The organism is Janthinobacterium sp. GW823-FHT03B06 (genome assembly GCF_058796955.1).
Genome location: NZ_JBXAJE010000001.1, coordinates 389,032 through 410,333, shown reverse-complemented (window position 1 = coordinate 410,333; position 21,302 = coordinate 389,032). Strand labels below are relative to the sequence as shown.

General features: G+C 66.0%; 22 protein-coding genes. 7 read left to right on the top strand and 15 right to left on the bottom strand.

Translation table 11 applies throughout. The features are described 5' to 3' along the window. Positions 1–82 precede the first annotated feature (82 nt). Positions 83–1,471: a sigma-54-dependent transcriptional regulator gene (locus AC1RBA_RS01890; protein WP_492416257.1), complete on the top strand. Its 1,389-nt coding sequence runs from the start codon at positions 83–85 to the stop codon at positions 1,469–1,471. 6 nt (positions 1,472–1,477) lie between these two features. Here the strand turns inward: AC1RBA_RS01890 and AC1RBA_RS01885 are convergent, their stop codons facing one another. From AC1RBA_RS01885 to AC1RBA_RS01850, 8 genes are all read right to left on the bottom strand, one after another. Beyond that, positions 1,478–2,212 carry an amidohydrolase family protein gene (locus tag AC1RBA_RS01885; RefSeq protein WP_240453383.1) on the bottom strand — a complete coding sequence of 245 codons (735 nt, stop codon included), beginning with the start codon at positions 2,210–2,212 and terminating at the stop codon, positions 1,478–1,480. A 16-nt stretch (positions 2,213–2,228) separates the two neighbouring features. Beyond that, the gene (locus tag AC1RBA_RS01880; protein WP_139143845.1) at positions 2,229–2,879 is read right to left on the bottom strand and encodes a hypothetical protein; all 651 of its coding nucleotides are present in this window, start codon (positions 2,877–2,879) and stop codon (positions 2,229–2,231) included. A gap of 46 nt (positions 2,880–2,925) precedes the next feature. After that, positions 2,926–3,756, bottom strand: coding sequence for a hypothetical protein (locus AC1RBA_RS01875; RefSeq protein WP_492416255.1), 831 nt, complete (start codon positions 3,754–3,756; stop codon positions 2,926–2,928). Beyond that, on the bottom strand, positions 3,740–4,786 hold the full coding sequence (locus AC1RBA_RS01870) for an aminotransferase class I/II-fold pyridoxal phosphate-dependent enzyme (RefSeq protein WP_492416253.1): 1,047 nt from the start codon (positions 4,784–4,786) through the stop codon (positions 3,740–3,742). Before AC1RBA_RS01870 ends, AC1RBA_RS01875 begins: the two co-directional genes overlap by 17 nt. A 20-nt stretch (positions 4,787–4,806) precedes the next feature. Beyond that, positions 4,807–6,957 carry a hypothetical protein gene (locus tag AC1RBA_RS01865; protein ID WP_230506706.1) on the bottom strand — a complete coding sequence of 717 codons (2,151 nt, stop codon included), beginning with the start codon at positions 6,955–6,957 and terminating at the stop codon, positions 4,807–4,809. Between the two features lie 10 nt (positions 6,958–6,967). Then, positions 6,968–8,323 carry a hypothetical protein gene (locus AC1RBA_RS01860; RefSeq protein ID WP_492416251.1) on the bottom strand — a complete coding sequence of 452 codons (1,356 nt, stop codon included), beginning with the start codon at positions 8,321–8,323 and terminating at the stop codon, positions 6,968–6,970. 4 nt (positions 8,324–8,327) lie between these two features. Beyond that, the gene (locus AC1RBA_RS01855; protein WP_071654456.1) at positions 8,328–9,059 is read right to left on the bottom strand and encodes a hypothetical protein; all 732 of its coding nucleotides are present in this window, start codon (positions 9,057–9,059) and stop codon (positions 8,328–8,330) included. Positions 9,060–9,122: 63 nt separating this feature from the next. Then, on the bottom strand, positions 9,123–9,689 hold the full coding sequence (locus AC1RBA_RS01850; RefSeq protein ID WP_492416250.1) for a hypothetical protein: 567 nt from the start codon (positions 9,687–9,689) through the stop codon (positions 9,123–9,125). Positions 9,690–9,715: 26 nt separating this feature from the next. Between AC1RBA_RS01850 and AC1RBA_RS01845 the strand changes: the two genes are divergently transcribed. The 3 genes from AC1RBA_RS01845 to AC1RBA_RS01835 all read left to right on the top strand — a co-directional run bounded on the left by AC1RBA_RS01845 (position 9,716) and on the right by AC1RBA_RS01835 (position 13,337). Then, entirely contained in the window at positions 9,716–10,036 is a 321-nt protein-coding gene (locus tag AC1RBA_RS01845) for a hypothetical protein (RefSeq protein WP_409028476.1), read from the top strand. A gap of 67 nt (positions 10,037–10,103) precedes the next feature. Continuing rightward, positions 10,104–11,879 (top strand): DUF1800 domain-containing protein, encoded by a 1,776-nt coding sequence (locus AC1RBA_RS01840; protein ID WP_070224460.1) that lies wholly within the window; start codon positions 10,104–10,106, stop codon positions 11,877–11,879. A 9-nt stretch (positions 11,880–11,888) separates the two neighbouring features. Beyond that, positions 11,889–13,337: a DUF1501 domain-containing protein gene (locus tag AC1RBA_RS01835; protein WP_070291603.1), complete on the top strand. Its 1,449-nt coding sequence runs from the start codon at positions 11,889–11,891 to the stop codon at positions 13,335–13,337. Here AC1RBA_RS01835 and AC1RBA_RS01830 read toward each other — a convergent pair. From AC1RBA_RS01830 to AC1RBA_RS01820, 3 genes are read right to left on the bottom strand one after another with little or no spacing between them, the layout of a single operon-like run. Next, a complete protein-coding gene (locus tag AC1RBA_RS01830; protein ID WP_070310891.1) occupies positions 13,334–14,176 on the bottom strand; it encodes a dioxygenase family protein in 843 nt (280 codons plus the stop codon). The two genes, AC1RBA_RS01835 and AC1RBA_RS01830, sit on opposite strands and share 4 nt — an antisense overlap. Further along, complete coding sequence (locus AC1RBA_RS01825; protein ID WP_162995707.1) at positions 14,134–14,304, bottom strand: hypothetical protein; 171 nt, start codon at positions 14,302–14,304, stop codon at positions 14,134–14,136. Before AC1RBA_RS01825 ends, AC1RBA_RS01830 begins: the two co-directional genes overlap by 43 nt. A 30-nt stretch (positions 14,305–14,334) precedes the next feature. Further along, the gene (locus AC1RBA_RS01820; RefSeq protein ID WP_070291601.1) at positions 14,335–14,838 is read right to left on the bottom strand and encodes a Spy/CpxP family protein refolding chaperone; all 504 of its coding nucleotides are present in this window, start codon (positions 14,836–14,838) and stop codon (positions 14,335–14,337) included. 193 nt (positions 14,839–15,031) lie between these two features. Between AC1RBA_RS01820 and AC1RBA_RS01815 the strand changes: the two genes are divergently transcribed. Both AC1RBA_RS01815 and AC1RBA_RS01810 read left to right on the top strand, forming a co-directional pair. Next, on the top strand, positions 15,032–15,721 hold the full coding sequence (locus tag AC1RBA_RS01815) for a response regulator transcription factor (RefSeq protein ID WP_070291600.1): 690 nt from the start codon (positions 15,032–15,034) through the stop codon (positions 15,719–15,721). Positions 15,722–15,723: 2 nt separating this feature from the next. Beyond that, positions 15,724–17,211 carry a sensor histidine kinase gene (locus tag AC1RBA_RS01810; RefSeq protein ID WP_492416247.1) on the top strand — a complete coding sequence of 496 codons (1,488 nt, stop codon included), beginning with the start codon at positions 15,724–15,726 and terminating at the stop codon, positions 17,209–17,211. Between the two features lie 32 nt (positions 17,212–17,243). On the opposite strand, the gene AC1RBA_RS01805 is transcribed toward AC1RBA_RS01810, so the two are convergent. Beyond that, complete coding sequence (locus tag AC1RBA_RS01805) at positions 17,244–17,585, bottom strand: FlxA-like family protein (protein ID WP_492416245.1); 342 nt, start codon at positions 17,583–17,585, stop codon at positions 17,244–17,246. 168 nt (positions 17,586–17,753) lie between these two features. Between AC1RBA_RS01805 and AC1RBA_RS01800 the strand changes: the two genes are divergently transcribed. After that, positions 17,754–18,992: a PrpF domain-containing protein gene (locus tag AC1RBA_RS01800; RefSeq protein ID WP_492416243.1), complete on the top strand. Its 1,239-nt coding sequence runs from the start codon at positions 17,754–17,756 to the stop codon at positions 18,990–18,992. 35 nt (positions 18,993–19,027) lie between these two features. Here the strand turns inward: AC1RBA_RS01800 and dcd are convergent, their stop codons facing one another. The 3 genes from dcd to AC1RBA_RS01785 all read right to left on the bottom strand — a co-directional run bounded on the left by dcd (position 19,028) and on the right by AC1RBA_RS01785 (position 21,296). After that, entirely contained in the window at positions 19,028–19,597 is a 570-nt protein-coding gene (gene dcd, locus AC1RBA_RS01795; RefSeq protein WP_034755486.1) for a dCTP deaminase, read from the bottom strand. Positions 19,598–19,729: 132 nt separating this feature from the next. Further along, positions 19,730–20,530 (bottom strand): alpha/beta fold hydrolase, encoded by an 801-nt coding sequence (locus AC1RBA_RS01790; RefSeq protein WP_230506714.1) that lies wholly within the window; start codon positions 20,528–20,530, stop codon positions 19,730–19,732. Positions 20,531–20,588: 58 nt separating this feature from the next. Beyond that, complete coding sequence (locus AC1RBA_RS01785; RefSeq protein ID WP_492416241.1) at positions 20,589–21,296, bottom strand: HAD family hydrolase; 708 nt, start codon at positions 21,294–21,296, stop codon at positions 20,589–20,591. Positions 21,297–21,302 lie beyond the last annotated feature (6 nt).

Genomic DNA, 21,302 nt, shown 5'->3' with positions numbered 1-21,302 from the left:
ACCGCGCACGCTTGCGCCAGATCAAACGGCTGGGGTATCGGGCTTCTAAGATGGGCGACTCGTGCCCTGTGATGGCTGGCATATGATGCTCAAGGTGTGGCTGGAAATCGTGCAGCAGGCGGCGGCTGGCAGTGGCGCCTTGCTGATGACGGCCTTGAAGCAGGCTCAGGTAACTATAGCCCGGCGGCACGAAGGTGAGGAGGATGCAGCGGGCATCGTGTTGTTTGCCGAGGCCGATGCCGCGCTGCTGCAAGCACTGCCGGCGCTGTGCTGCCATGCCCGCGTACTGGCCATTGCCGCCTGCGGCCAGTCCCCCAGCTGCGCGCAACAACGCGCGCTGATGGCGGCAGGCGTGCTCGACGTGCTGCTGTGGCCGGCGGGCAGCGTCGATGCGGGCCCGGTGCTGGCGCGCCTGCAACGCTGGCAAGCCGTGGCGCAGCTGCTGGCCTCCAGCGCCGTGCGCCGGCAGCTGGTGGGCGACAGCGCCGCCTGGAGCGCCCTGCTGCACCAGGTGGTGGAAATGGCCGCCTTCAGCCAGGCGTCGATGCTGATCATGGGTGAAACGGGCACGGGCAAGGATTTACTGGCGCAACTGGTCCACCGCCTCGGCAACTGCAGCGGCGGCTTCATCGTCCTCGACTGCACCACCCTGTCGCCGGAACTGGCGGGCAGCGAACTGTTCGGCCATGAACGGGGCGCCTTTACGGGCGCGGCGGCCGCGCGCGACGGCGCTTTTGCCCTGGCGGACGGCGGCGTGCTCTTCCTCGATGAAGTAGGCGAACTGCCGCTGCCGCTGCAGGCCCAGCTGCTGCGCGCCATCCAGGAACGCAAATACAAGCGCGTGGGCGGCAATACCTGGCAGCCAACCCAGTTTCGCCTCGTCTGCGCCACCAACCGCGAACTGGAAGACGAAGTGGCGCGCGGCGCCTTTCGCGCCGACCTGTATTACCGCATCGCCGGCTGGCGTTGCCAGACGCCGCCCCTGCGCGAGCGCCAGGACGACATCCTGCCGCTGGCCCGGCATTTTCTCGCTGAACTGGCCCAACAAGAGCCGCCCCCGCTGGACGCCGCCGTGCGCGAATATCTGCTGCTGCGCGATTATCCGGGCAATGTGCGCGAACTGCGCCAGACCGTCACGCGCATCTGGCACCGCCATTGCGGCCCCGGCCCCATCACCATCGGCGCCCTGCCGCCCGAGGAACGGCTGCTGGCGCCGGCCTGGCCCGACCAGCATTTCGAGGCGGCCGTGCGGCGGGCCCTGGCCCAAGGCTGCAAGCTGTCGCACATCACACGCTGCGCCGCCGACGTGGCCATCCGCCTGGTGCTGGCCGAGGAACACGGCAACAACCAGCGCTCCGCCGCCCGCCTGGGTGTGACGGACCGCGCCCTGCAGATACGCCGCAAGGCGGCCGCCTGCACGGCGCAAGCCGCTACTGCCGCGACACCGCTGGCCACGCCAGCCGCCCTGTGATCTGTCTCACGCCAGCCCCGCCAGCCGCAAAAAATTGCCGCCCGTGATCAGCGCCGCATCCAGCGGCGGCAAGCCCAGCAAGTGAATCTTGTGCAATTCCAGCCCCGGATGCAACCAGGGGCCATCCGAGCCGAACAAGACCTTGTGCGGCCCGGCACGGCGCACGGCCTGTTCCAGTAAATCAAAGCGGCGCACGCCCGAGCTGTCCGTATGGATGTTGCGGTGGCGTACCAGATGGTCGATCAGCGCCAGCTGGGCCGCCCAGTCGTCGCCGAAACTGCCCAGGTGGGGCAGGATGAAGTTGACGTCGGGATACTGCTGCGCCAGCAGTTCGGCCACGGCCACCTCGCCGGCCGGGTCGTACAGCACGGGCAGACCGAAGAAACGGGCCGCGTCGCACACTTCGCCGCTGATACGCGCGTCAAAGCGGTGCGCCTTGATGCCGACAAAACCATAGCGTTCGACGGCCGTGCGCACCAGGTCCATGATGCGGCCCCGGTCGCGCCGCGCATGCACGAAGGCAAAGCCATAAAAACGCTGCGGATCGGAAGCGGCCAGGCGCGCCACGCCGTGGTTGGCAATCGCATAATCGGAGTGGAAGGCGGCGAACAGCACGCTGCGGGCGATGCCGGCCGCCTGGGCCCGGCGCAGGTAGGCGTGCAGCGGCGCATCGCTGTCCCACGGCCCGCTCAAGCCGTCGCCTGGCCCCGCATGGCAGTGACTATCGATGACCAGCGCCATGCCCGCCTCCCTGCGCTCAGTTCCAGTCGCCCATGACGACGATGCGGTTGCCGCGTCGGCGCCAGCGCCCGCTTTCCTCTTCCTGCTGCGGCGCAGGCGAGCGGAAATGCGGCAATTGCTGATGCAAGGCCCGCGTCAGCGCACTCTCGACGGCGCGCGCACTGCCATCGCCGTCGGCCGCCAGACGGGCCGCCTGCCCCGCGATGCGCACGAAGCGGCGCGCCATCTCCAGTTCGCGCTCGGCCGGCGCCTCGGCTTCCATTTCCAGCTCCAGCGCATCGCTGGCCGCGCGCCCCAGGGCGGAACCGAGCGCCGTGCCCACGCCCGGTATCGGTATCATCGAACCGAGAGCGCCGCCGACGAAGGGCAAAGCCGTCTTGGCCACGGCCTTCAAGGCGCCGCCCAGGGGCTTGGCCACCTTGGCGATAGTGGAACCCACTTTCTTGACGCCCTTCCATACGCTCTTGAAGACCTTGCCGAGAAACTGCTCCAGTTCCTCCTCGCTGGCCACTTCCAGCAATTCCATGGCCAGCTGCAATTCCTCCTCTTCGCTCAAGACGGCCGGCGCCGCCCCCTTGCCGGGCCAGTCCGGGCCGAATTCCAGCACTTCAAACGCGGCGCCGGCCCGCTGCCGGCATTGCGCGCATGCGCATTCGAGTTGGTGCATGATGCTCTCCTTCGCAATGATCAAGGCGTGGCTTCCGGGTCCACATTCAGCTCCACATTTCACCGAGCACGGCCAGTTCCAGTTCGCGCCGCTGGTTGGTCAGCACGCCGCGCTGGTTGGCGAACATGTCGTCGTGGATGCGCTGCTCGATGCGGCGCCGCTGCGCCGCCGAGGACAGGGGCGCCACATACACCTGGTGCCCGCTCAGGTCCACGCCCATCATCTGGCCGCACAGCCGGTGCTGCAGCAGGCGCCGGTGCAGGTCGTCCGTCTGGCCGCTGTAGGCGCGGCGGCGCCCGCCCGCATCGAATTCGATCACATACAGGCCCGGCCCCCGGCCATTCGGATCGCGCAAGGCATTGGCCAGCGTCCCCAGCGCCAGGTAATTGAGGGCGGCCGCTTCCGGCACCCGGCCCATGGTGCCGGCCAGGGTCGGCGGGATTTCGCCCTGCTGCTGGCCGTCGTCCTGCCCCTGGTCCTGCCCTTGGTCCTGGTCAGGTTCCGGCTCCTGCTGGTCTCCAAACGCGGGTTCCGCCACGGGATAGGGCGCCGGATAAAGCGTGGGATAGATGGCCGGATAGCCGCCCCAGCCCCGGTAGCGCGGCGGCAGGTAGGACAAGGGCGGCGGCGCGGGGCGTGGGGGCCGACGCGCCGGATTCGCCTGGTAGCGCGGCGGCATGGGGCGGCGCGGGCCGCGCAGTGGGGGCCGCGCGCGCACGCCGCCGCCATAGCGCCCGCTGCCGGGCCGCCAGCGCTCGCCCTCCCACTCGGACTCGGATTCCCCCTCCTGCGCCCACTCCTGCTCCTGCTCCCACTCGTACTCACCTGCCGCTCCCGCTTGCCCCGCAAAGGGCAGCATTTCAAACGCGTCGTTCATATCGCCTCCTCGTGTGATGTTCAAGCAAATTCATCGCCTGCTCCAGTTGCCCGGGCGTCTGATCGGCCCGCAGCAGAAAAGTCAGCGCCCCGGGACCTTCCCCCGCTTGCGCCAGCGCCAGCACGCCCGCCGCCCGCAAGGCTTGCTGCAAGTGGGCGCGTCCTGGCAGGCGCTGCACGGGAAAGCTGCCGCCCCGGCAAGCGATGCCGGCCGCCGCCATCCCGCCGCGCCATTGCGCCACCCTGTCCGCCAGCCTAGCGCGCAAGGCGTCGCCGTGGCGCGCATTGAGCGCCATGGCACGCCGCGCCGCCGCCAGCACGGCGGCCGACGGCGGACTGGCATGCACGCGCGTCTGGCTGTGCGCCGCAAAGCGCCGCAGCAGGGCGCCGCTGCCCGCCAGCACGGCCAGCGGCACGCCAAAGCCCTTGGCCAGCGAGGCGCCGACGATCAAATGGCCGCCCGCTTCGTCGCAAGCGCCCTGCAAGCCGTGCAGCCGCGCCGAGCCGCCGCCTTGCGCGCCCGCCACACCCAGCACCTGTGTGTCGTCCAGCAGCAGATAGCCGCCGCCCTGGCGCGCCAGGGCCGCATAAGCGGCCAGCGGCAAGACCTGGTCGCTGCCCGGCACATAGCCGTCGGCCAGGATCAACGGACGCCGCCCCTGCCTGCCCCAGGCCGCCGCCAGGCGCCGCAGCGCCGCCATATCGCCGCTGGGAAACAAGCGCAGCGGCAAGCCCAGCGCCTGCGCCCGCTCGGCGCCCCAGCGCGCGATGGCATAGCTGCCGCCATCGACGAGGATCACCAGCCGCTCGGCAGCCAGCATGCCGAACAGGTCCCAGAACAGGTGCAGGGTCGACGGCAGCACGCAGGCGGCCTCGCAGCCTTGCAACGCAGCCAAGTCCGCGGCCAGCGCTTGCGCGCCCGGCGGCTCCCGCAGCGCGGCCGGCTGGCCCAGGGTCAGGCTGCTCCACGGCGCCAGCGAGGCCGCCGGATGGCGCATGCCTAGGTACAGGGCACTGGTAAAGTCGAGCATGCACGCGCCCCGCTCCCGCCCTAGACGCTGCGCAACTGCTGGCTCAGGCGCTGGCGCAGCAACACTGAAGGCATCGTCGATTCGACCACCGGGTCACTGCTGTCGACGGACAGATCGACCCCGGTGGCGGCGCGGTAGCCGTGGATATAGCCTTGCACTTGCGGCCGCCAGAAGCGCGCCCAGTTGAAGGCCTGGGTCGGTTCATAGATATCGCTCCAGTTGCCATAGCGCACGGAGAGCAGCAATTGCTCGCCAAAAATGGCCAGGTTACGGAAATGCATGACGCTCGTGTCCGTCCAGCCCTGCAGTTTCTTCATGGCGTCGACCCTGTCCATCCACGGTTCCGGATACGCGACCATCACGCGCGTGGGCAAAAATTCGCGGAATTCTGGCCGCGCCAGCATCCATTGCTGCATCAGCATCTCGATGCGCGCCGTCGACGGCAAGTCGCCGAACTGGTTGTGCGCGCCCTGCGACAGGATCAGGTGGATCTCCTTGAGTGCATTCAGCACCGGGAAGGCATCCGCCTTCACGGTGGTGTCGTCATCCTGCTTGTAGAACGAAGTCAGCAGGCGCAGCAAGTGGTGGAAGGCCTCCAGGAATTTGGAGCGGCTGTCGGCTGGCCGGAAGTGCTGCACTGCCTTGCCGTCCAGGCGCACACCGTAGTGATGGTCATACTCGTAGTTCCGGCGCATCACGGTCAGCCGATGCTGTTCATCCTGCGTGTATCCCCACAGTAAATTATTCAGCGGACGCAGCATGTCGATTTCCGTGTTCGACAAAGGATCGAGATGGTTGCCCGGCGCGCGCAAGTTCTGGAAGCGCTGCGCGATGGCGTTCATGGTCTGCACCAGCATGCCTTCTTCATGCCAGTACGACCAGATCAGTTCCAGCAGGCAGGGATTGGCCAGCTTTTCCTGGATGATGCCAAAGCACAGGTCGACCTCGCCTTCCTGGCCGCGCGGGATGCTGATCGGGATGTCGGGCAGCTTGCGGCGGATCACGGCCAGGTAGGGCAAGGTCTGGAAGCCGTCGATGTTTTCCAGGTAATCGTTGCGCAGCACGGTTTCCAGGTCGCGCCCTTGCGGTATGTCGCGCCGGTCCAGATAGGCGTTGTCCTCGGCCGGATTGAAGGCCAGCGGTTGATTCAGCACGCCGCAATTGACCATCACGAACGCTTCCGTCGCCACTTTCAGCACGCGGTAGGAATCGGCATCGGAAAACGGCAGCGCGCGGCGCTGCTTGAGCTGCTGGAACATGTCGGCCTTTTTCACGAAGCGTTCCTGCTCGAAACCCCGTACGCTGGCCAGGTCGCCGCAAAACAGGCTGTCCATGAAATGCAGGTAGTTGGTAAACGACATCGCCTCGGTACTGTTGCGTATCAGGGTCCACAGCGGCAAGTCTTCCGTCGGCTCCGTTTCCGTGCGCGTCAGCGACACGCCCACGTTGCCCGTGATGGGCTGCGGCTGGCGCTCTTCCGTCTCGTATTCCGCGTCGAGCGCCAGCATGGCGTGCGGGCTCAGCCCTTCCGGCACGGGCAAGGCGTTGCGCAGTTCGGGACGCTGCGACAGCATCATCTGTCCCATGAAGCGGTGCATGCCGGCGCGCCGCACTGGCGTGGAAAACGCGTTCGGCGTACCGCGCATGGGCACCCACGGCGCGGCGGCCAGCAGTTGCACCTGGTCGCGCCCGTCGGCGCTCTGATCGCCGTCAAACGAGACGGTGGCGATGGCGCGGTCGCCCACCCTGCCGAACTGACAGTCGCTGGGATGGCAGTCGGCCGTTTCAAACGCCAGCGTCACCTGCGGGTTGAGTTGGGGCGTGAAGCACAATACGGCGCTGCAGCCGGCCTGCACCGTCACGCACTGGGGCGCCGTGGCGGGGAAATTGCCATACACCCCCACGTAACTGCCCGTCATCAGGTCGGTAAACACGGTGCCGCCACGCCCATCCGTCCAGCGCACGCCCACCAGCATGGCGGGATCAGGCACCCAGGTGGCGGCATTGAAGTTGTGGCAATCCGCCTCGGCTCCCCGGTACAGGCTGATGGCGGCATTGACGACCATGGCCCCGCTGTCCTGCTCGTGTACGGTGACCGCGATGCTGCCGCCGTGGTGTTTCGGACCCGCCTGGCCCGCCCCTCTGCTTTTGCTGCTCATCTTGCTGCTCATGTCGTTCTCCTCAATGGATAATCAAACGGGATGCCAGGGGCGGCAGCAACCTGCCGGACTGGCGGCCATGCCGCACGACGTCGGCGCACAGCTCCGACGTGTCCAGGGTGCTGCGCAAGGCCCAGTGGGTCAGCAAACGCCCCAGCAGCTCGCTTTCGTCTTCCGGACTCAAGGTACCGCTGGCGCGCGCCTGGCCCAGCACGGCGAACACCAGGGTCGGCGCGGCCTGGTACATCTGCGCCGGCGCCAGGGTCCAGCTGCGAAACAGCTGCGCCAGCATGGCGGGCTGACGCGTGTGCACGGCCATGGCTTCGACCAGCGAGCCGCCGCGCAAGGCCGGTGGCCGGTGCTGCACCAGCAAGCCCACGAGGGCCGCCATGCTGGCCTGCAGTTGCTCCAGCAGCCGCTGCCGGGCCGGCGGCAGGCCGGTCAGCGGGTAGTACGACAGCCACAACTGCTCCAGCCGGTCCCATTGCGGATGCGGATACAAGGCCCGTCCCATGGCGCAGCTCAGGCGCACCCGCAGCCAGGGCACCGGATGGGGATCGTCGATATTGAGGCGGAAGACAAACACGCGCGGCAGGCTGACCACGCCGATCAGGCCCAGGGTGGCGGCCACGCCGACCCGCGCCAGCGACCAGAAGTCGGCCACGATCTCGGAAATCCACCGCTCCCACAACTGCCACACGTGCACCAGACCGCTGCCGCCGTGCTGCATGGCTTGCAGCACGGGCCGCAAGGACGCCACCAGGTCCAGCAGCGCCGCGCCCTGGTGGCCCACCTCGTGCACCAGCGACGAAGCGATGCTGCTGCCGATCATGCGTTCGCGCGGCAGGCGGATGATGGCGACGGGATTGTCGCCGCCGCCCGGCAGGCGCGTGCGTGCGCGGCGGATGGCGGCGCCCGGTCCCCGGTCCAGGTAGCAGATCACGGGCGGCGCCTGGTACACATTGCCGGGCAGCGCCAGCGCATCGGCGGCAACGATGTCGAGACCGGCCAGCCAGACGCCCGTCTTGTGCTCGCTGCGCTGCGTGATGACTTCGTTGAACAGGTCGAACTGGGTCAGCGCGGCATTGAATTTCAGGCGCAGAAAGGTGAAGCGGCGCTGCGCCTCGGCGGCGGTGGCCATGCTGGCGCCATCGGCGTGCTCGCGCCGCAGCCAGTGCTGGAACTGGGCGACCATGCGCCGCAATTCACGCCGGCCCTGCACCAGCTGGCTTTCGATGGCCGACTGGGCGCTGGGCATCAGGGCGGCCGCCAGCACCGTCGGCTCGATCAGCGCAAACGGTTCCTGCCGCGCCAGCCGCGTCAGCAGCGAGCGCGCCTCCTGCGCCAGCATCCAGGCAGCATAAGCGCCGATGGCCATGATGTCAGACGCCGTACAGGACGATCTTGTGGCCCTGGCGCGCCCAGCGCCCGCTGGAGGGGCGCATGCCCGCCGAGCCCCTTGCCGCGCCGCCCTGGGCCATGGCCCCGCCCGCAGCGGCGCCGCTGCCGTTCTGCGTGGCGACCTGGCTGCCGGGGCGGCCCAGCAGGCCGGGCGCGAACTGGCGCGCCGCCGCGCTGGCGGCCGCCTGGGCGATGGCGCGCGGGTCGCCCGAACCGCGTGCCTGCGCGGCGCGGTTGACGGTGTCGGCGGCCAGGCGCACGAACTGCTTGGCACCCTCGAATTCGCGGTCTTCGTTCGACGAGGCCTCCGCTTCCAGCCCCAGCGCATTGCCGGCGGCCGAGGCCAGGCCGCTGCCGATCTTGGCGCCCAGCGGGCCGCCGAAATAGCCGCCGATGGCGCCGCCGGCCAGCGGTATCGCCTTTTTCGCTACGCCCTTGAGCACGCCGCCGATGGCTTGGCCCACGGGCGACTTGATGATGCCGCCCGCCACCGAGGCGGCCTTGCGCAGGAAATTGCCGAGGAACTGTTCCAGTTCGGCTTCATTGCTGACCGACAGCAGTTCATTGGCCAGTTCCATTTCCTCGGCTTCGGAAAACATGGCGCTCGCGCCACCCTCGCCGCTCCATTCGCCCTGGCCAAACTCGAACTGTTCCGCTTCAAAGCCGGACATCTCCTGCCCGTATTCCAGGGTCGTACGATCTAAGTCATGCATGATGAGCTCCTAAAAGTTAGCACCTCGGTTGACACTACAGCGCCGGACAGACTGGCCGTCCGGCTAACAATCGAGCACGACGATGTGCCCGCCCTCGCGGCGCCAGCGGCCACCGTCCGGTCCTGGCGCTTGCGCCGCCTGCCTGAGCAAGCCTGGCGCCACGCTGCGTGCCACTTGCAACAGGGCCGTTTCCACCCGCGCCCTGGGCGCGCGCGCGCCCGTGCCGCCGTCCTGCGTCAGCGCCGTATTGACGGCATCGATCAGATGCACGACCTGGCGCGCCAGTTCGAATTCCTTGTCTTCCGGGCTCAATCCCTCCAGTTCCATGCCGAAGATGCCCGCAGCGCGCCGCTTGAGCGCCTGTGGCGAACCGCCATGCAGGGGCAGCAGGGGCGCCACCACCTTGCCCAGCAGCTGGCGCAGCGGCCCTTCCAGCGGCGTGCCGCGCACTTGCTGGCCCGCCGCGGTGGCGCCCAACTGGCGCGTCAGGAACGCGTCGAACTGGGACGGCGCCTGCAATTCCAGCAACTGCGCCGCCAGTGCCAGCTCATCTTCGTGCTGCAGGGACAGCACGCCCGGCGCTTCCGGCAATTCCATTTCGGGACGATAGGCGAGCAGGCGGCTGGTCATGACAGGCTCCGGTGAAAGGCGGGCGGGTGGTCCATGCCTCCCTGACGCAAGGGCCATGCCAGCCAAGTGCAGAGGGAAAAACGGGACGCGACGGCGAACGCCTTTTCGCCGATGCGATAAAAACCATGGTTTCCGGCGAAGCTGTTTTCGCCCTGTCCATGAGCTTTCAAACAAGCTTAATTAGAGGGAATTTATTACGTCGCCTATCGACCACAAGCAGGCGTTCGCGTAAAAATATTTTTCCATTTGTAAAAAATAAAGTTCATCAAAATACTATAAAAAATCACTTAACATCGGTCAAAAATGCATTAAATCGAAAAATAGACAAGACGCAAATGTTCTTTTGAGCACGCACTTTCAGTAGGCAGGCAATACAATAACGAGGTCAGATTTTGATTGCCACAAAGAAACTAAATGATCCATCCTACTTTGCGCCGCTTGCTGGCTGCTGTAACACTTCTGAGTTTGCTGAACGCCTGTGGTGGCGGTGGCGGCGACAGCCCGACCGCAACGGTGGCGCCGCCTGCGGACATGAAGCCGGGCGAGCCGGCAGTTCCCGCAGAAACCGTCCCGCCGCCCCCACTGACCACGCCACCGGCCGCGAAGGTGACGACATTTACGCGCCAGCAGGCGTCACGCTTCCTGGGCCGGGCCACGTTCGGGCCGAATATCGCGGCCATCGATGCACTGGCCGCCAGCGACAGCAACGCCTGGTTCCAGTACCAGTTTTCCAGACCGCAAAGCTTGCATCGCAAATATCTCGATGCGAAATTTCCACCAGCGGACACGACGGCCAGCAAGGCCTTGCCTCAGAATTTTTATGAATCATTCTGGCAGCAGGCCGTAGGCGGCGACGACCAGTTGCGACAACGCACGGCGTTTGCCCTGTCGGAAATTTTCGTCATTTCCACGCAAAACGAAGCCGTGTGGCCGCACGTGCGCGGTGTTGCCAGCTATTACGACATGCTGGGACAACATGCTTTCGGCAACTTCCGCACCTTGCTGCAAGGCGTCGCCACGCATCCGATGATGGGTCTGTATCTGTCGCACCTGCGCAATCAGAAGGAATCGGCAACGCGTACCCCGGATGAGAATTTTGCCCGCGAAATCATGCAGTTATTTACGATCGGCCTGTATCAGCTGAACGCTGACGGCAGCTTGAAATTGTCCGGCGGCAAGCCCATCGATACCTACTCGCGCGACGATGTGAGCGGCCTGGCGAAAGTATTGACAGGCTGGAGCTGGGCCGGACCAGACCAGGCCGCTAACCGTTTCTTTGGCAGCGTGGCCGATCCGGACCGCGACTGGAAACCGATGCAGAATTACACGGCCTTCCATTCCACCGGAGAAAAACGTTTCTTGGGAGTCAGTATTTCGGGCGCCACTACCGGCGAAGCCGACCTGGCGCAAGCCCTCGACACTCTGTTCAACCACCCGAATACAGGCCCCTTCTTCGGCCGCCAGCTGATCCAGCGGCTCGTCACCAGCAATCCCAGCCCCGCCTATGTGGGCCGGGTAGCGGCCGCGTTTGCCAATAATGGCGCTGGCGTGCGCGGCGACATGCAGGCGGTGCTGCGTGCCGTGCTGCTCGATCCGGAGGCGCTGGCCCCGGCCGGCACAACCTTGCGTACGGGGAAATTGCGCGAACCGCTGGTACGCCTGGGCAACTGGATGCGCGCCTTTAACGCCAAGGATGCAGCTTCGCAATACCGCATCTATTACCTGAGCGATCCGCTCACGGGCCTGGGCCAGAATCCCATGAATGCACCCTCCGTCTTCAATTATTTCCGTCCCAGCTATGTCCCGCCCAATTCGCCGCTGGCCGCCGCCAGTCTGGTGGCGCCGGAAATGCAGATCACGGCAGAGCCGTCCGTCACCGGCTATCTGAACTTCATCCAGGACGCCATCAGCGGCGGCGTGGGAGAAAATGCCTCGGTGAAGGCGGACTATGCGGCCGAGCTGGCCCTGGCCGACCAGCCGGCAGCCTTGCTCGACCGCGTCGACCTGCTGCTCTTGGCCGGCAACATGTCGACCAAGCTGCGCGGCACCATCCTGTCCACCGTCAATAGCGTGCCGATTCCGGCCGCCACCGGCAGCAATGCCGCACAGGTCAACCTCGCAAGAACCTACCGCGTACGCCTGGCCATCTTCCTGTCGATGGCCTCGCCTGAATACCTGGTCCAGAAATAAGGAAGCCGCATGTCCCATCTCCCCCCTTTTTCCCGCCGCCGCTTCCTCGGCTCCATGCTGAGCCTGGCCGGCAGCACGGCCGCGCCGTTCGCCCTCAACCTGGCAGCCATGGGCCAGGCTGCCGCCCAGTCGGCCGATGACTACAAAGCGCTCGTGTGCCTGTTCATGGCTGGTGGCAACGACGCCTTCAACACGGTGCTGGCAACCGACACATCGTCCTGGAATGAATACACGCGCCTGCGCAACACGGGCAGCAATGATTCGATCCACCTGCCCGCCGTCGGTGCAGCCGGTGGCGTGTTGCCCATCGTGCCGGCCACCGTGCAAGCGGGACGCAGCTTTGCCCTGCATCCCTCCCTCGTTCCGCTGAAAAGCCTGTTCGATGACGGCCGCGCCGCCGTCGTCGCCAATGTGGGCACCCTGATCCAGCCAGTTACCCTGGCGCAATATAAGGCGGGCGGCGTGGCCCTGCCGTCCAAGCTTTTTTCGCATAACGACCAGCAATCGACCTGGCAGTCGGGCCTGCCGGAAGGCGCCAGCGTGGGCTGGGGCGGACGTCTGGGCGACTTGCTTGGCGCGGGCAACAGCAACGCCATGTTCACGGCCGTATCCGCGGCATCGAACGCGCTGTTCCTGAGCGGACGCCAGGTGCGCCAGTTCCAGGTGGGCCAGGCCGGTGCGGTGCCGATTCGCAATATCGATCTCAGCGGCAGCCTGTTCGGCACGGCGCAGGGGCCGGCGGCATTGCGTGAAATCATCACGACGGCCGGCAGCGACCTGATGGAACAGGAACATGTGGCCACGATCGGGCGCGCCATCTCCAGCCAGAGCGTCCTCAGCGGCGCCATGCTGGCGGCCGGCGCGGGGGGCGTGCCGAATCCCCCGCCCTACGTCAATCCGAACACAGGCGCGTCCGGCGTCAATCCGCTGGCCGTGCAATTGCAGACGGTGGCGCGCATCATCGGCGGACGCGGCGCCCTGGGGGTGAAACGGCAAGTATTTTATGTGACCCTGGGCGGCTTCGACACGCATGACCGGCAAAAGGCGCTGCATGCCGACCTGATGGCCCGGCTGGCCCATGCGCTCGCCTACTTCGACACGACCCTGGCGGCCCTGCAGGGCGCGGATCTGCGGCGCCAGGTGACGACCTTTACGGCGTCGGACTTCGGCCGCACCTTCAGCAGCAACGGCGATGGCACGGATCACGGCTGGGGCGCGCACCACTTTGTCGTGGGCGGCGCCGTCAAGGGCCGCGACATCTACGGCACCTTCCCCGTCACGGGCCTGGGCCATGAGCTGGACGTCGGTTCCGGCGCCCTGCTGCCGACCACCTCCGTCGACCAGTACGGCGCCACGCTGGCCAAGTGGTTCGGCGTGGCCGACAGCCAGCTGGCCGAGGTGTTCCCGAACATCGGCAACTTCAGCCGGCGCGACCTGGGGTTCATGACGACAACTTAACCATTGACGGCGATCACCAGCGTGACGACGTAGCCATCCGTGGCATTGCCCGTCACCGTGGCCATCTGCAGGCTGGTGCCGTCGCTGAAGACATTGTCGCTGGCATAGCTGATCTGCGCCAGGTTGCGCACGCTGGCCGTGTAGCCGCTGGCCGTGTAGGCCTCATTCAACGTTGCCATTGGAAAAGTGAACTGCGAGGTCTTGATGCGGTTCGAGGCAGAGGCTGCCTTGGCCAGGCTGGGATAGACCTCGACATGCACGTGCGGCATGCGCCCCGCATAGCAGCCGGGAAAGATCGTCGTGAAGCTGAGGTTGCCGGCGCTGTCCGTTTCCTGCACGCCGCGCAGGTAATTTTGCGCCGTCACGCCGCTCGAATACAGCGAATACAGGCCGTCGCGGTCGCAATGCCATACATACACGGCGTAACCGGCCAGGCTGGCGCAGCTGCCGCTGGCGTTAAGCAACTGCAGCTTGATGGTGAGCGGCACACCCGCCGCCACACCCGTGGCGCCATTAAAACTGGCGCGGATATCGCTGCGCACGACACCCGACTGGTTCAGCACGTTAATGATGCTGCCGCCATAGGTGTTCGTGCCATCGGCAGGATACGGCCCGCCCGTTTCCTCGGGAATCACTGTGCATGCGCCCGTGCTGGGTGTCGTGACCCCAGCGGCGGCGCTGCCTGCCGCCGCGCCGCTGGCGTCCGACCCGCCGCCGCAGCTCATCAGGGGCAAGGTGGCGGCGCCGGCCAGCAGCCAGCGCAGCACCTGTCGCCGCTCGGCCGCCTGTTGCCGCATCATTTCGAGGTCGGATGCCAGACCGTGATCATGTAGTTCCATAGATATTCCATCAAGTGGGGCAAGCCCGCCAAGGCGGGATTCAGGCTGGCGCACAGGTACAGCGCCTGCGTCGCATGGCGCGAGAGCGCTTGCAAGCTGCTGCCCGGACGCAAGGCATGGATGCGCATGCTGGCTCTCCCTGCGCTCGCGCCTGCCGCTTACTCGGAGCGCCGGAGGTCGCGCGGACCCTGGCGGCTGTCGTGCCGCTGCAGCGCCTGCTGGCGCTGTGCCGCCGTCAGCACGGCCAGCAATTGCTGCTCCAGCCGCGCATGCTGCAAGCTGATCTTCGCCATGGCTTGCGCCGCCGTGTTCGCCAGCGCGCTGGCTTGCGCATCGTCGTAGGCGCTGGAGGCGGCCAGTGCGCGCAGCTGCTCGTGGGCCTTGAAGGCGATCTTTTCCTGTTCCCGCAGCAAGGGCGTCTGGGCGTAGGTGGCGGCAAAAATTTTATCCTGCTGCGCTTCGCTCAGCTCGATGCCATGCAGGAACGGCGGCAAGCCTGGCGCGCCGGGTCCGCCTGGGCCGTGACCGAAGCCGGACGGCGGCCCCGGCATGGCGCGCGGCGGCGGGCCGGACGGCGCAGCTTCCTGCTGGGCCAGGGCAACGAGCGGCATGCTGCAGGCGCACAACAGCAACAGGGATACGGCGATACTCAGGTATTTCATCGGGCGTTCCTTTCGTGGAGATCAGCGCTGATTGTCGGCGTCTGGCGTGTAAAGCAACGTCAGGGCCGCGTAAAAGCGTGTAAAGGAAGCTGCGCAAATGTAAGCGGACGTATGTAAAAGCGGGTAAAAGGGCCCTGAGCCGCGCCTGTTGACTGCTATCATCGGGCGATATTCACCCGAAAAAAGCACAGGCATGAGCAAGGTTTTGTTAATCGATGACGACGTGGAACTGGTCGGCATGTTCCAGGAATACCTGACGCAGGAAGGTTTCGATGCCCGCGCCGTGCATGACGGCGAAAGCGGCGCGGCCGAGGCGCTGACGGGCCTGTACGCCATCGCCGTCCTCGACGTCATGATGCCGCGCATGAATGGACTGGAAACCCTGCGCCGCATCCGCGCCGGCAGCAACCTGCCCATCCTGATGCTGACGGCGCGCGGCGACGATACGGACCGTATCGTGGGTCTGGAGCTGGGCGCCGACGATTACGTGACGAAACCGTGCACGCCGCGCGAGCTGACGGCGCGCATCCGCGCCATCCTGCGCCGCGCGCAGGCGGCGCCGCACGACAGCTCGGGTCTGGCGCCGCTCACCGTAGGGCAACTGACGATGTGGCCGGAACAGCGCCGCGTTTCCTGGGCCGGCGCGCACCTGGAGCTGACGAGCACGGAATTCAACTTGCTGGAAGTGCTGGTGCGCCATGCGGGCAAGCCCGTCAGCAAGAATCAATTATCGGAACTGGGTCTGGGCCGTCCCATGGCCCGCTTCGACCGCAATATCGACGTGCACTTGAGCAGCCTGCGCCGCAAACTGGGCAGCCTGGCCGATGGCCGCTCCTGCCTGCAGACCGTGTACCGTCTCGGCTACCAGCTGATCAAGGAGTAAGCGTGGGCCGTCTGTTCTGGAAGTTTTTTCTGTGCATCATGCTGGCGCAAGTGACGGCCACCATCGGCATCGGCGGCACCTTCTGGCTGAAAAACCGGACGGCACAGCAGGAGCGGGCCCTCGACATCGACACCAGTCCGCCCGCGCAAATGATCATCGAGGCCGCCAGCGCCACCCTGGAAGCGGGCGGCAGCCAGGCCTTGCGGCAATTCCTGAGCAAGCTCGAGCGCATGCGCGTGTTTGCCGTTGATGCGCGCGGGCACGAACTGATGGGCCGCGCGGTGCATCCCGCCATGCTGAGCAAGGCGCGCGCCATGCTGGAGCAAAGCCAGACCCATCCCGTCGTGCGCACGGTCACCGGCAGCGACGGCCAGCGCTATCTGCTGTTCCTGCCCTCGTCCGAACGCTTCCGCAGTGCCGAGGCAGGCGCCGCGCGCGACACGCTCAACGCCGTCGCCATGAGCGGCCCGCGCGCCATGGGAGCCGGTCCACGGCCCCACGAAGCAGGCACTGCGCCGCCACGCGGCGAATTCGGCCGCGGCCCGCCCCCGCGCATGGACACGCCCTACCGCACATTCATTCCCCTGGGGGCGGCCATCGCCGCCAGCCTGCTGTTTTCTTTCCTGCTGGCCTGGTATTTTGCGCGCCCCATCCGCGACCTGCGGCAAGCGTTCGAGGCCGCCTCGCACGGCAATCTGGCGCCGCGTTTTCACGCCAGCGGCAAGCGCGGCGATGAATTGACGGACCTGGGCCGCGATTTCGACCGCATGACGGGCCGCTTGCGCAGCCTCATGGATAGCCAGACACGTCTGCTGCATGACGTCTCGCACGAGTTGCGCTCGCCGCTGGCGCGCCTGCAGGCCGCCATCGGCCTGGCGCACCAGCAGCCGGAAAAGATGGCCGCCTCGATGCAGCGCATCGAACGCGAAAGCGAACGCATGGATAAACTGATCGGTGAACTGCTGACGCTGTCACGGCTGGAAGCCGGCGCCGGGCAAACGGGAGCCGGGCACATGCACAGCGAAGACGTCAGCATCGCCGACCTCGTGCACGACATCGTGGACGACGCCCGCTATGAGGCCCGGGCACGCCAGTTGAACGTCGAACTGGCGGGCGATGCGGCCATGCCCGACGCCAGCGTCACGGGCCAGCCAGAATTGCTGGCGCGCGCCGTGGAAAACGTGGTGCGCAACGCCGTCAAGCACAGCCCCGATGGCGGCACGGTGGAAGTGGAACTGTCGCGCATGTCCGACTGGCTGCGCATCGCCGTGCTGGACCGGGGCCCCGGCGTGGCTGGCGCGGACCTGGCGCGCATTTTTGAACCGTTCTTCCGCGCCAGTAATACCCAGCACAGCACGGATGGACACGGCCTGGGCCTGGCTATCGCCCGGCACGTCATCAATGCCCATGGCGGCCGCATCGGGGCCAGCTTGCGCAGCGGTGGCGGCTTGTGCGTGGAAATGTTGTTGCCTGTCAAAACGCCAGGCTGAACGGTCGGCAAGCCTGGCGCGTGGATGTGTTGTTACGCCTGCGTATCGATGATGCTGCCCAGGGTCGACGCGCTTGACCTGGCGGGACTCGCCACAGTCTCGGCACTGCTGGCCGTTTGGGATTCGCCTTGCGCCGCCTGCTGCGCGGCCGCCGCCTGTAGCTGGGCGATTTGCGCCTGCAAGGCCTGAATTTGCTGCGCCAGCTGCTGCTGCAGCTTTTGCGACGCGTCCGTCTGCTCGCCCTTCTGCGACTCCGTCAACTGTTTTTGCGCCGCCGTGATCTGCTTTTGCAGCGCCGCGATCTGCGCACTGCTGCCCGCACTGGCGCTGCCGGCCGCGCTGACTGCGCTGCCGGAACCGATTGCCGCTACCATATTGCCTCCCTGATTATTCAACACCTTATTATCGGCGCGCAAGGTACTCAATACAGGGCGGCAAGTGTAAAGGCGGGTAAAGCCATGTAAAGACGCCGCGCGCACCATCCGATTGCACGCCAGCAAGAAAAACTGGCACACTGGCGCTTCCTGCCTTGACCACGATCCATGATGATGACGCCCCTGCTGCCCGCCCTGCCCGACCTCGTGCCCCGCCAACGCTGCGGCGTGATCGAGTTTCCCGTCCACCACATGCGTGGCGGCACATCGACGGGCCTGGTCTTGCACGGGGCCTGCGTGCCGGCCGAGCAAACGCTGCGCGAGGAATTGCTGCGCCACCTGATGGGCGTGCCCCAGTCCGGCCGGCAGCCGGGCAACCGGCAAATCACGGGCCTGGGTCGGGGCACGCCCACCAGCAATAAAGTCTTCCTCGCCGAGGTGGAACAGCATGCGGGCCAGCCGCGCCTGGTCAGCACCCTGGCCCAGCTGGCTGGCGAGCATGGCGATATCGATTGGAGCGTGAACTGCGGCAATATGTCGTCCGCCCTGCAACTGTGGGGACTGGACAGCGGCGTGATCGAGGCACTGGCCATCGGCGCGCACGATATCGATATCCGCAACACCAACACGGGCGTCATCACCACCTCGCGCATGGCGCGCGAACGCGACGGCAGCTTTACGGCCGCCAGCATTCCTGGCGTGACCGGCAACTTCCCCCGCGTGGACCTGTTCCTGCGGCAACCGGCAGGCGCCAAGACGGGAAAATTATTACCAACAGGCAATGCGCAGGATGTGCTGCACGGTTATGTGGTCTCGTGCGTGGATGTGGCCGTGCCCATGGTCATCGCGCCAGCGAGCCAGTTCGGCAAGACGGCGCACGAGTCCATCGCGGAACTGGAAGCGGACACGGCTTTCATGCAGGCGATCCGCCAGGTGTGGAGCGCGGCGGGACTGCTGATGGGCTTGCGCAAGCGCGATGGCGGCTTGATGACCTTGGAAGAGCTGGAGCGCAGCGAAACCATCCCCAAGTTCTGCATCGTGGGGCCGGCGGCGGGAGAGGGAAATATTGCTGTGCGCTACTTTACGCCGCAATCGGGCCACGCTTCGCTGGCCGTCTCGGGCGGCTGCTGCCTGGCGGCCGCGTGCCTGATACCGGGCACGGTGGCGCATGCGCTGGCGCGCGGCGTGCCGCCAGTCAAGCAAGCGGAAACAGAGATGGAACTGGGCCTAGCCAACCCGGCCGGCATCCTGGACACCACCATCGTGGCGCGCCAGGACGGGGTGACGGGCAACATCGCCATCGACGGCGCGGCCTACCGCCGCAGCGCGCAAATCTTGCTGCGCGGCCATGTTCCCCTGTACCAGCCGTCAACCGCGCTGAAGGCGTGGCTGCTGAAACAGATTTAAAGCAGGACTGGCGCCCCGCCCGTTCAAGCAATCAATCAGGTCTTCGGCAATGTCACGCCGACCTGGCCCTGGTATTTGCCGCCGCGGTCCTTGTACGAGGTTTCGCACACTTCGTCGGATTCGAAGAACAGCACTTGCGCCACGCCTTCGTTGGCGTAGATTTTCGCCGGCAACGGTGTCGTATTCGAAAACTCCAGGGTCACATAGCCTTCCCATTCCGGTTCGAACGGGGTGACGTTGACGATGATGCCGCAGCGCGCATACGTGCTCTTGCCCAGGCAAATCGTCAAGACGTTGCGGGGAATGCGGAAATATTCCACGGTACGGGCCAGCGCGAACGAGTTCGGCGGGATGATGCAATAGCCCTTGCCCGACACATCGACGAAGTTATTCGCGTCAAAATCCTTGGGATCGACGATGGTGGTGTTTATGTTGGTAAACAACTTGAACTCGTCGGCGCAACGGATGTCATAGCCATAGCTGGAGGTGCCGTAGGAAACGATGCGGTTGCCGTCGCGTTCCTTGACCTGGCCCGGTTCGAACGGCTCGATCATGCCCGTTGTTTCCGCCATGCGGCGTATCCATTTATCGCTTTTAATCGTCATCGCAGGGGTATCTTTCTAGAATATCGAATGGCTGGGGCGGCGCGCCAGGTGCAGGCGCGGCCCGAATGGCAGGATTTTACGCGAAAATCCGCCGCTGTTGGCCCCCATCCCCTGAAAATCCTTGGCGGAAGGCTATTGTTTCGCCAGCAATGCCGTGATCATCTCGCGCACCACTTGCGCCGTCAGTTCCGGGTTTTCCATGGGAAACAGATGGCCGCCCGGCACCTGGCGGAAAAACTTGCCGACCAGCTTGCGCGTGGCCGTCAAGCCCGCCTGGCGGCATTCCACCGATTCCGTGCCGCCGATAAAACCGATGGGCACGGGCAAACCATCCTTGACGAGGCCGCCGATATGGTGCGGCAAGCTGCGGTAGACCTGCGTTTCCACTTCGCGCGTAAACCGCAGCTGCACCCCGTCCGGATGGGGAGCCAGGCCGCTGTCGATGTAATCGCGCAAGACTTGCGGCGCCCAGATGGCGAACATGTCCTTGGCCGCGAAGTGTTCATATGCGGCTTGCGCATCGGGCCACAGCTTGCGCCGCCTGGCGGAAAAACGCGAGGGGGAAAACCGCTCGCCCAGCGCCGTGTTGCGCGCCAGGCGCACCAGCAAGGCGCGCCAGCCCGCCACCACGGGCGAATCGAGCAAGACCACGCAACGCACCAGGTCGGGCCGCTGCTTGGCCACCATCACGCTGAGCATGCCGCCCAGCGAATGGCCGACGAGGATCACGGGCGCGCTGTAGCGGCGTTCCAGGTCGTCGATGTACTCGCGCACCAGCTCGGGCCAGCCCGTGCTGACGGGGTAATCCGGATCGTGCGCATGCATGTCAAGCGCCTGCACGGTGTAGTGCTGGCCCAGCAAGCCGAACAGCTTGCGGTAGGTGCCGGCAGGGTAACTGTTGGCGTGGGCAAAGTGCAGTTGCGGGAGGGTCATCGTGGGGCGGTGCCGGTGAATGCGATAGGCAATTGTAATGGCATGCCGGCAAGACGGATCAGAGGAAGACCTCTAATTTGCGGGCTGGCAGCGGGCGCGCTGGCGCCATGCCGGGCACGAACGAGGCCAGTACGTCGCCCAGCTCGGCGTTGGAATCGACCACGCAAAAAGCATCGTCAAACGCATGGTGACGGTTCATGGGATTGCGCACGACGATGCATTCCAGCCCGGCCGCCCTGGCGGCGCGCAAGCCGCGCGGCGAGTCTTCCACGGCCACGCAGTCGGCGGCGGCCAGGCCCAGGCGCTGCAAGCCCAGCTGGTAGCCGTCGGGCGCCGGCTTGCTCTCGCCATACATTTCGCGCGTCAGCACGAAGTCGAAGTGGCTGAGCAGGCCCGTGGCCGCATGGCTGATGCGGAAATGTTGCTCATAGGCGCTGGTGACCACGCCCATGGCCACATGCGGGCGCAGCGCCGCCAGCACTTGCCCGATGCCGGGGATGGCCAGCTGCCCCGCCTGGCGCAGGCGTTGCGCAAACAGCTCGGTGCGCTCGGCGCGCAGGCGCTCGACCAGCTCGATGGCATGGCCCTGTCCCAGCAGCAGATGCCAGGCGCCGTAGTTATTGTCCAGGAACCAGTCAAAAAATTGCTTCGGCGTCAAGTCTATGCCGTAGGGCAAGAGCAAGTCGCGGTTGCTTTCGTAAAACAGCTGTTCGGTATCGACCAGCACGCCATCGTTGTCCCACAGCACGCCCTGGATGGTTTTCATGGCTTG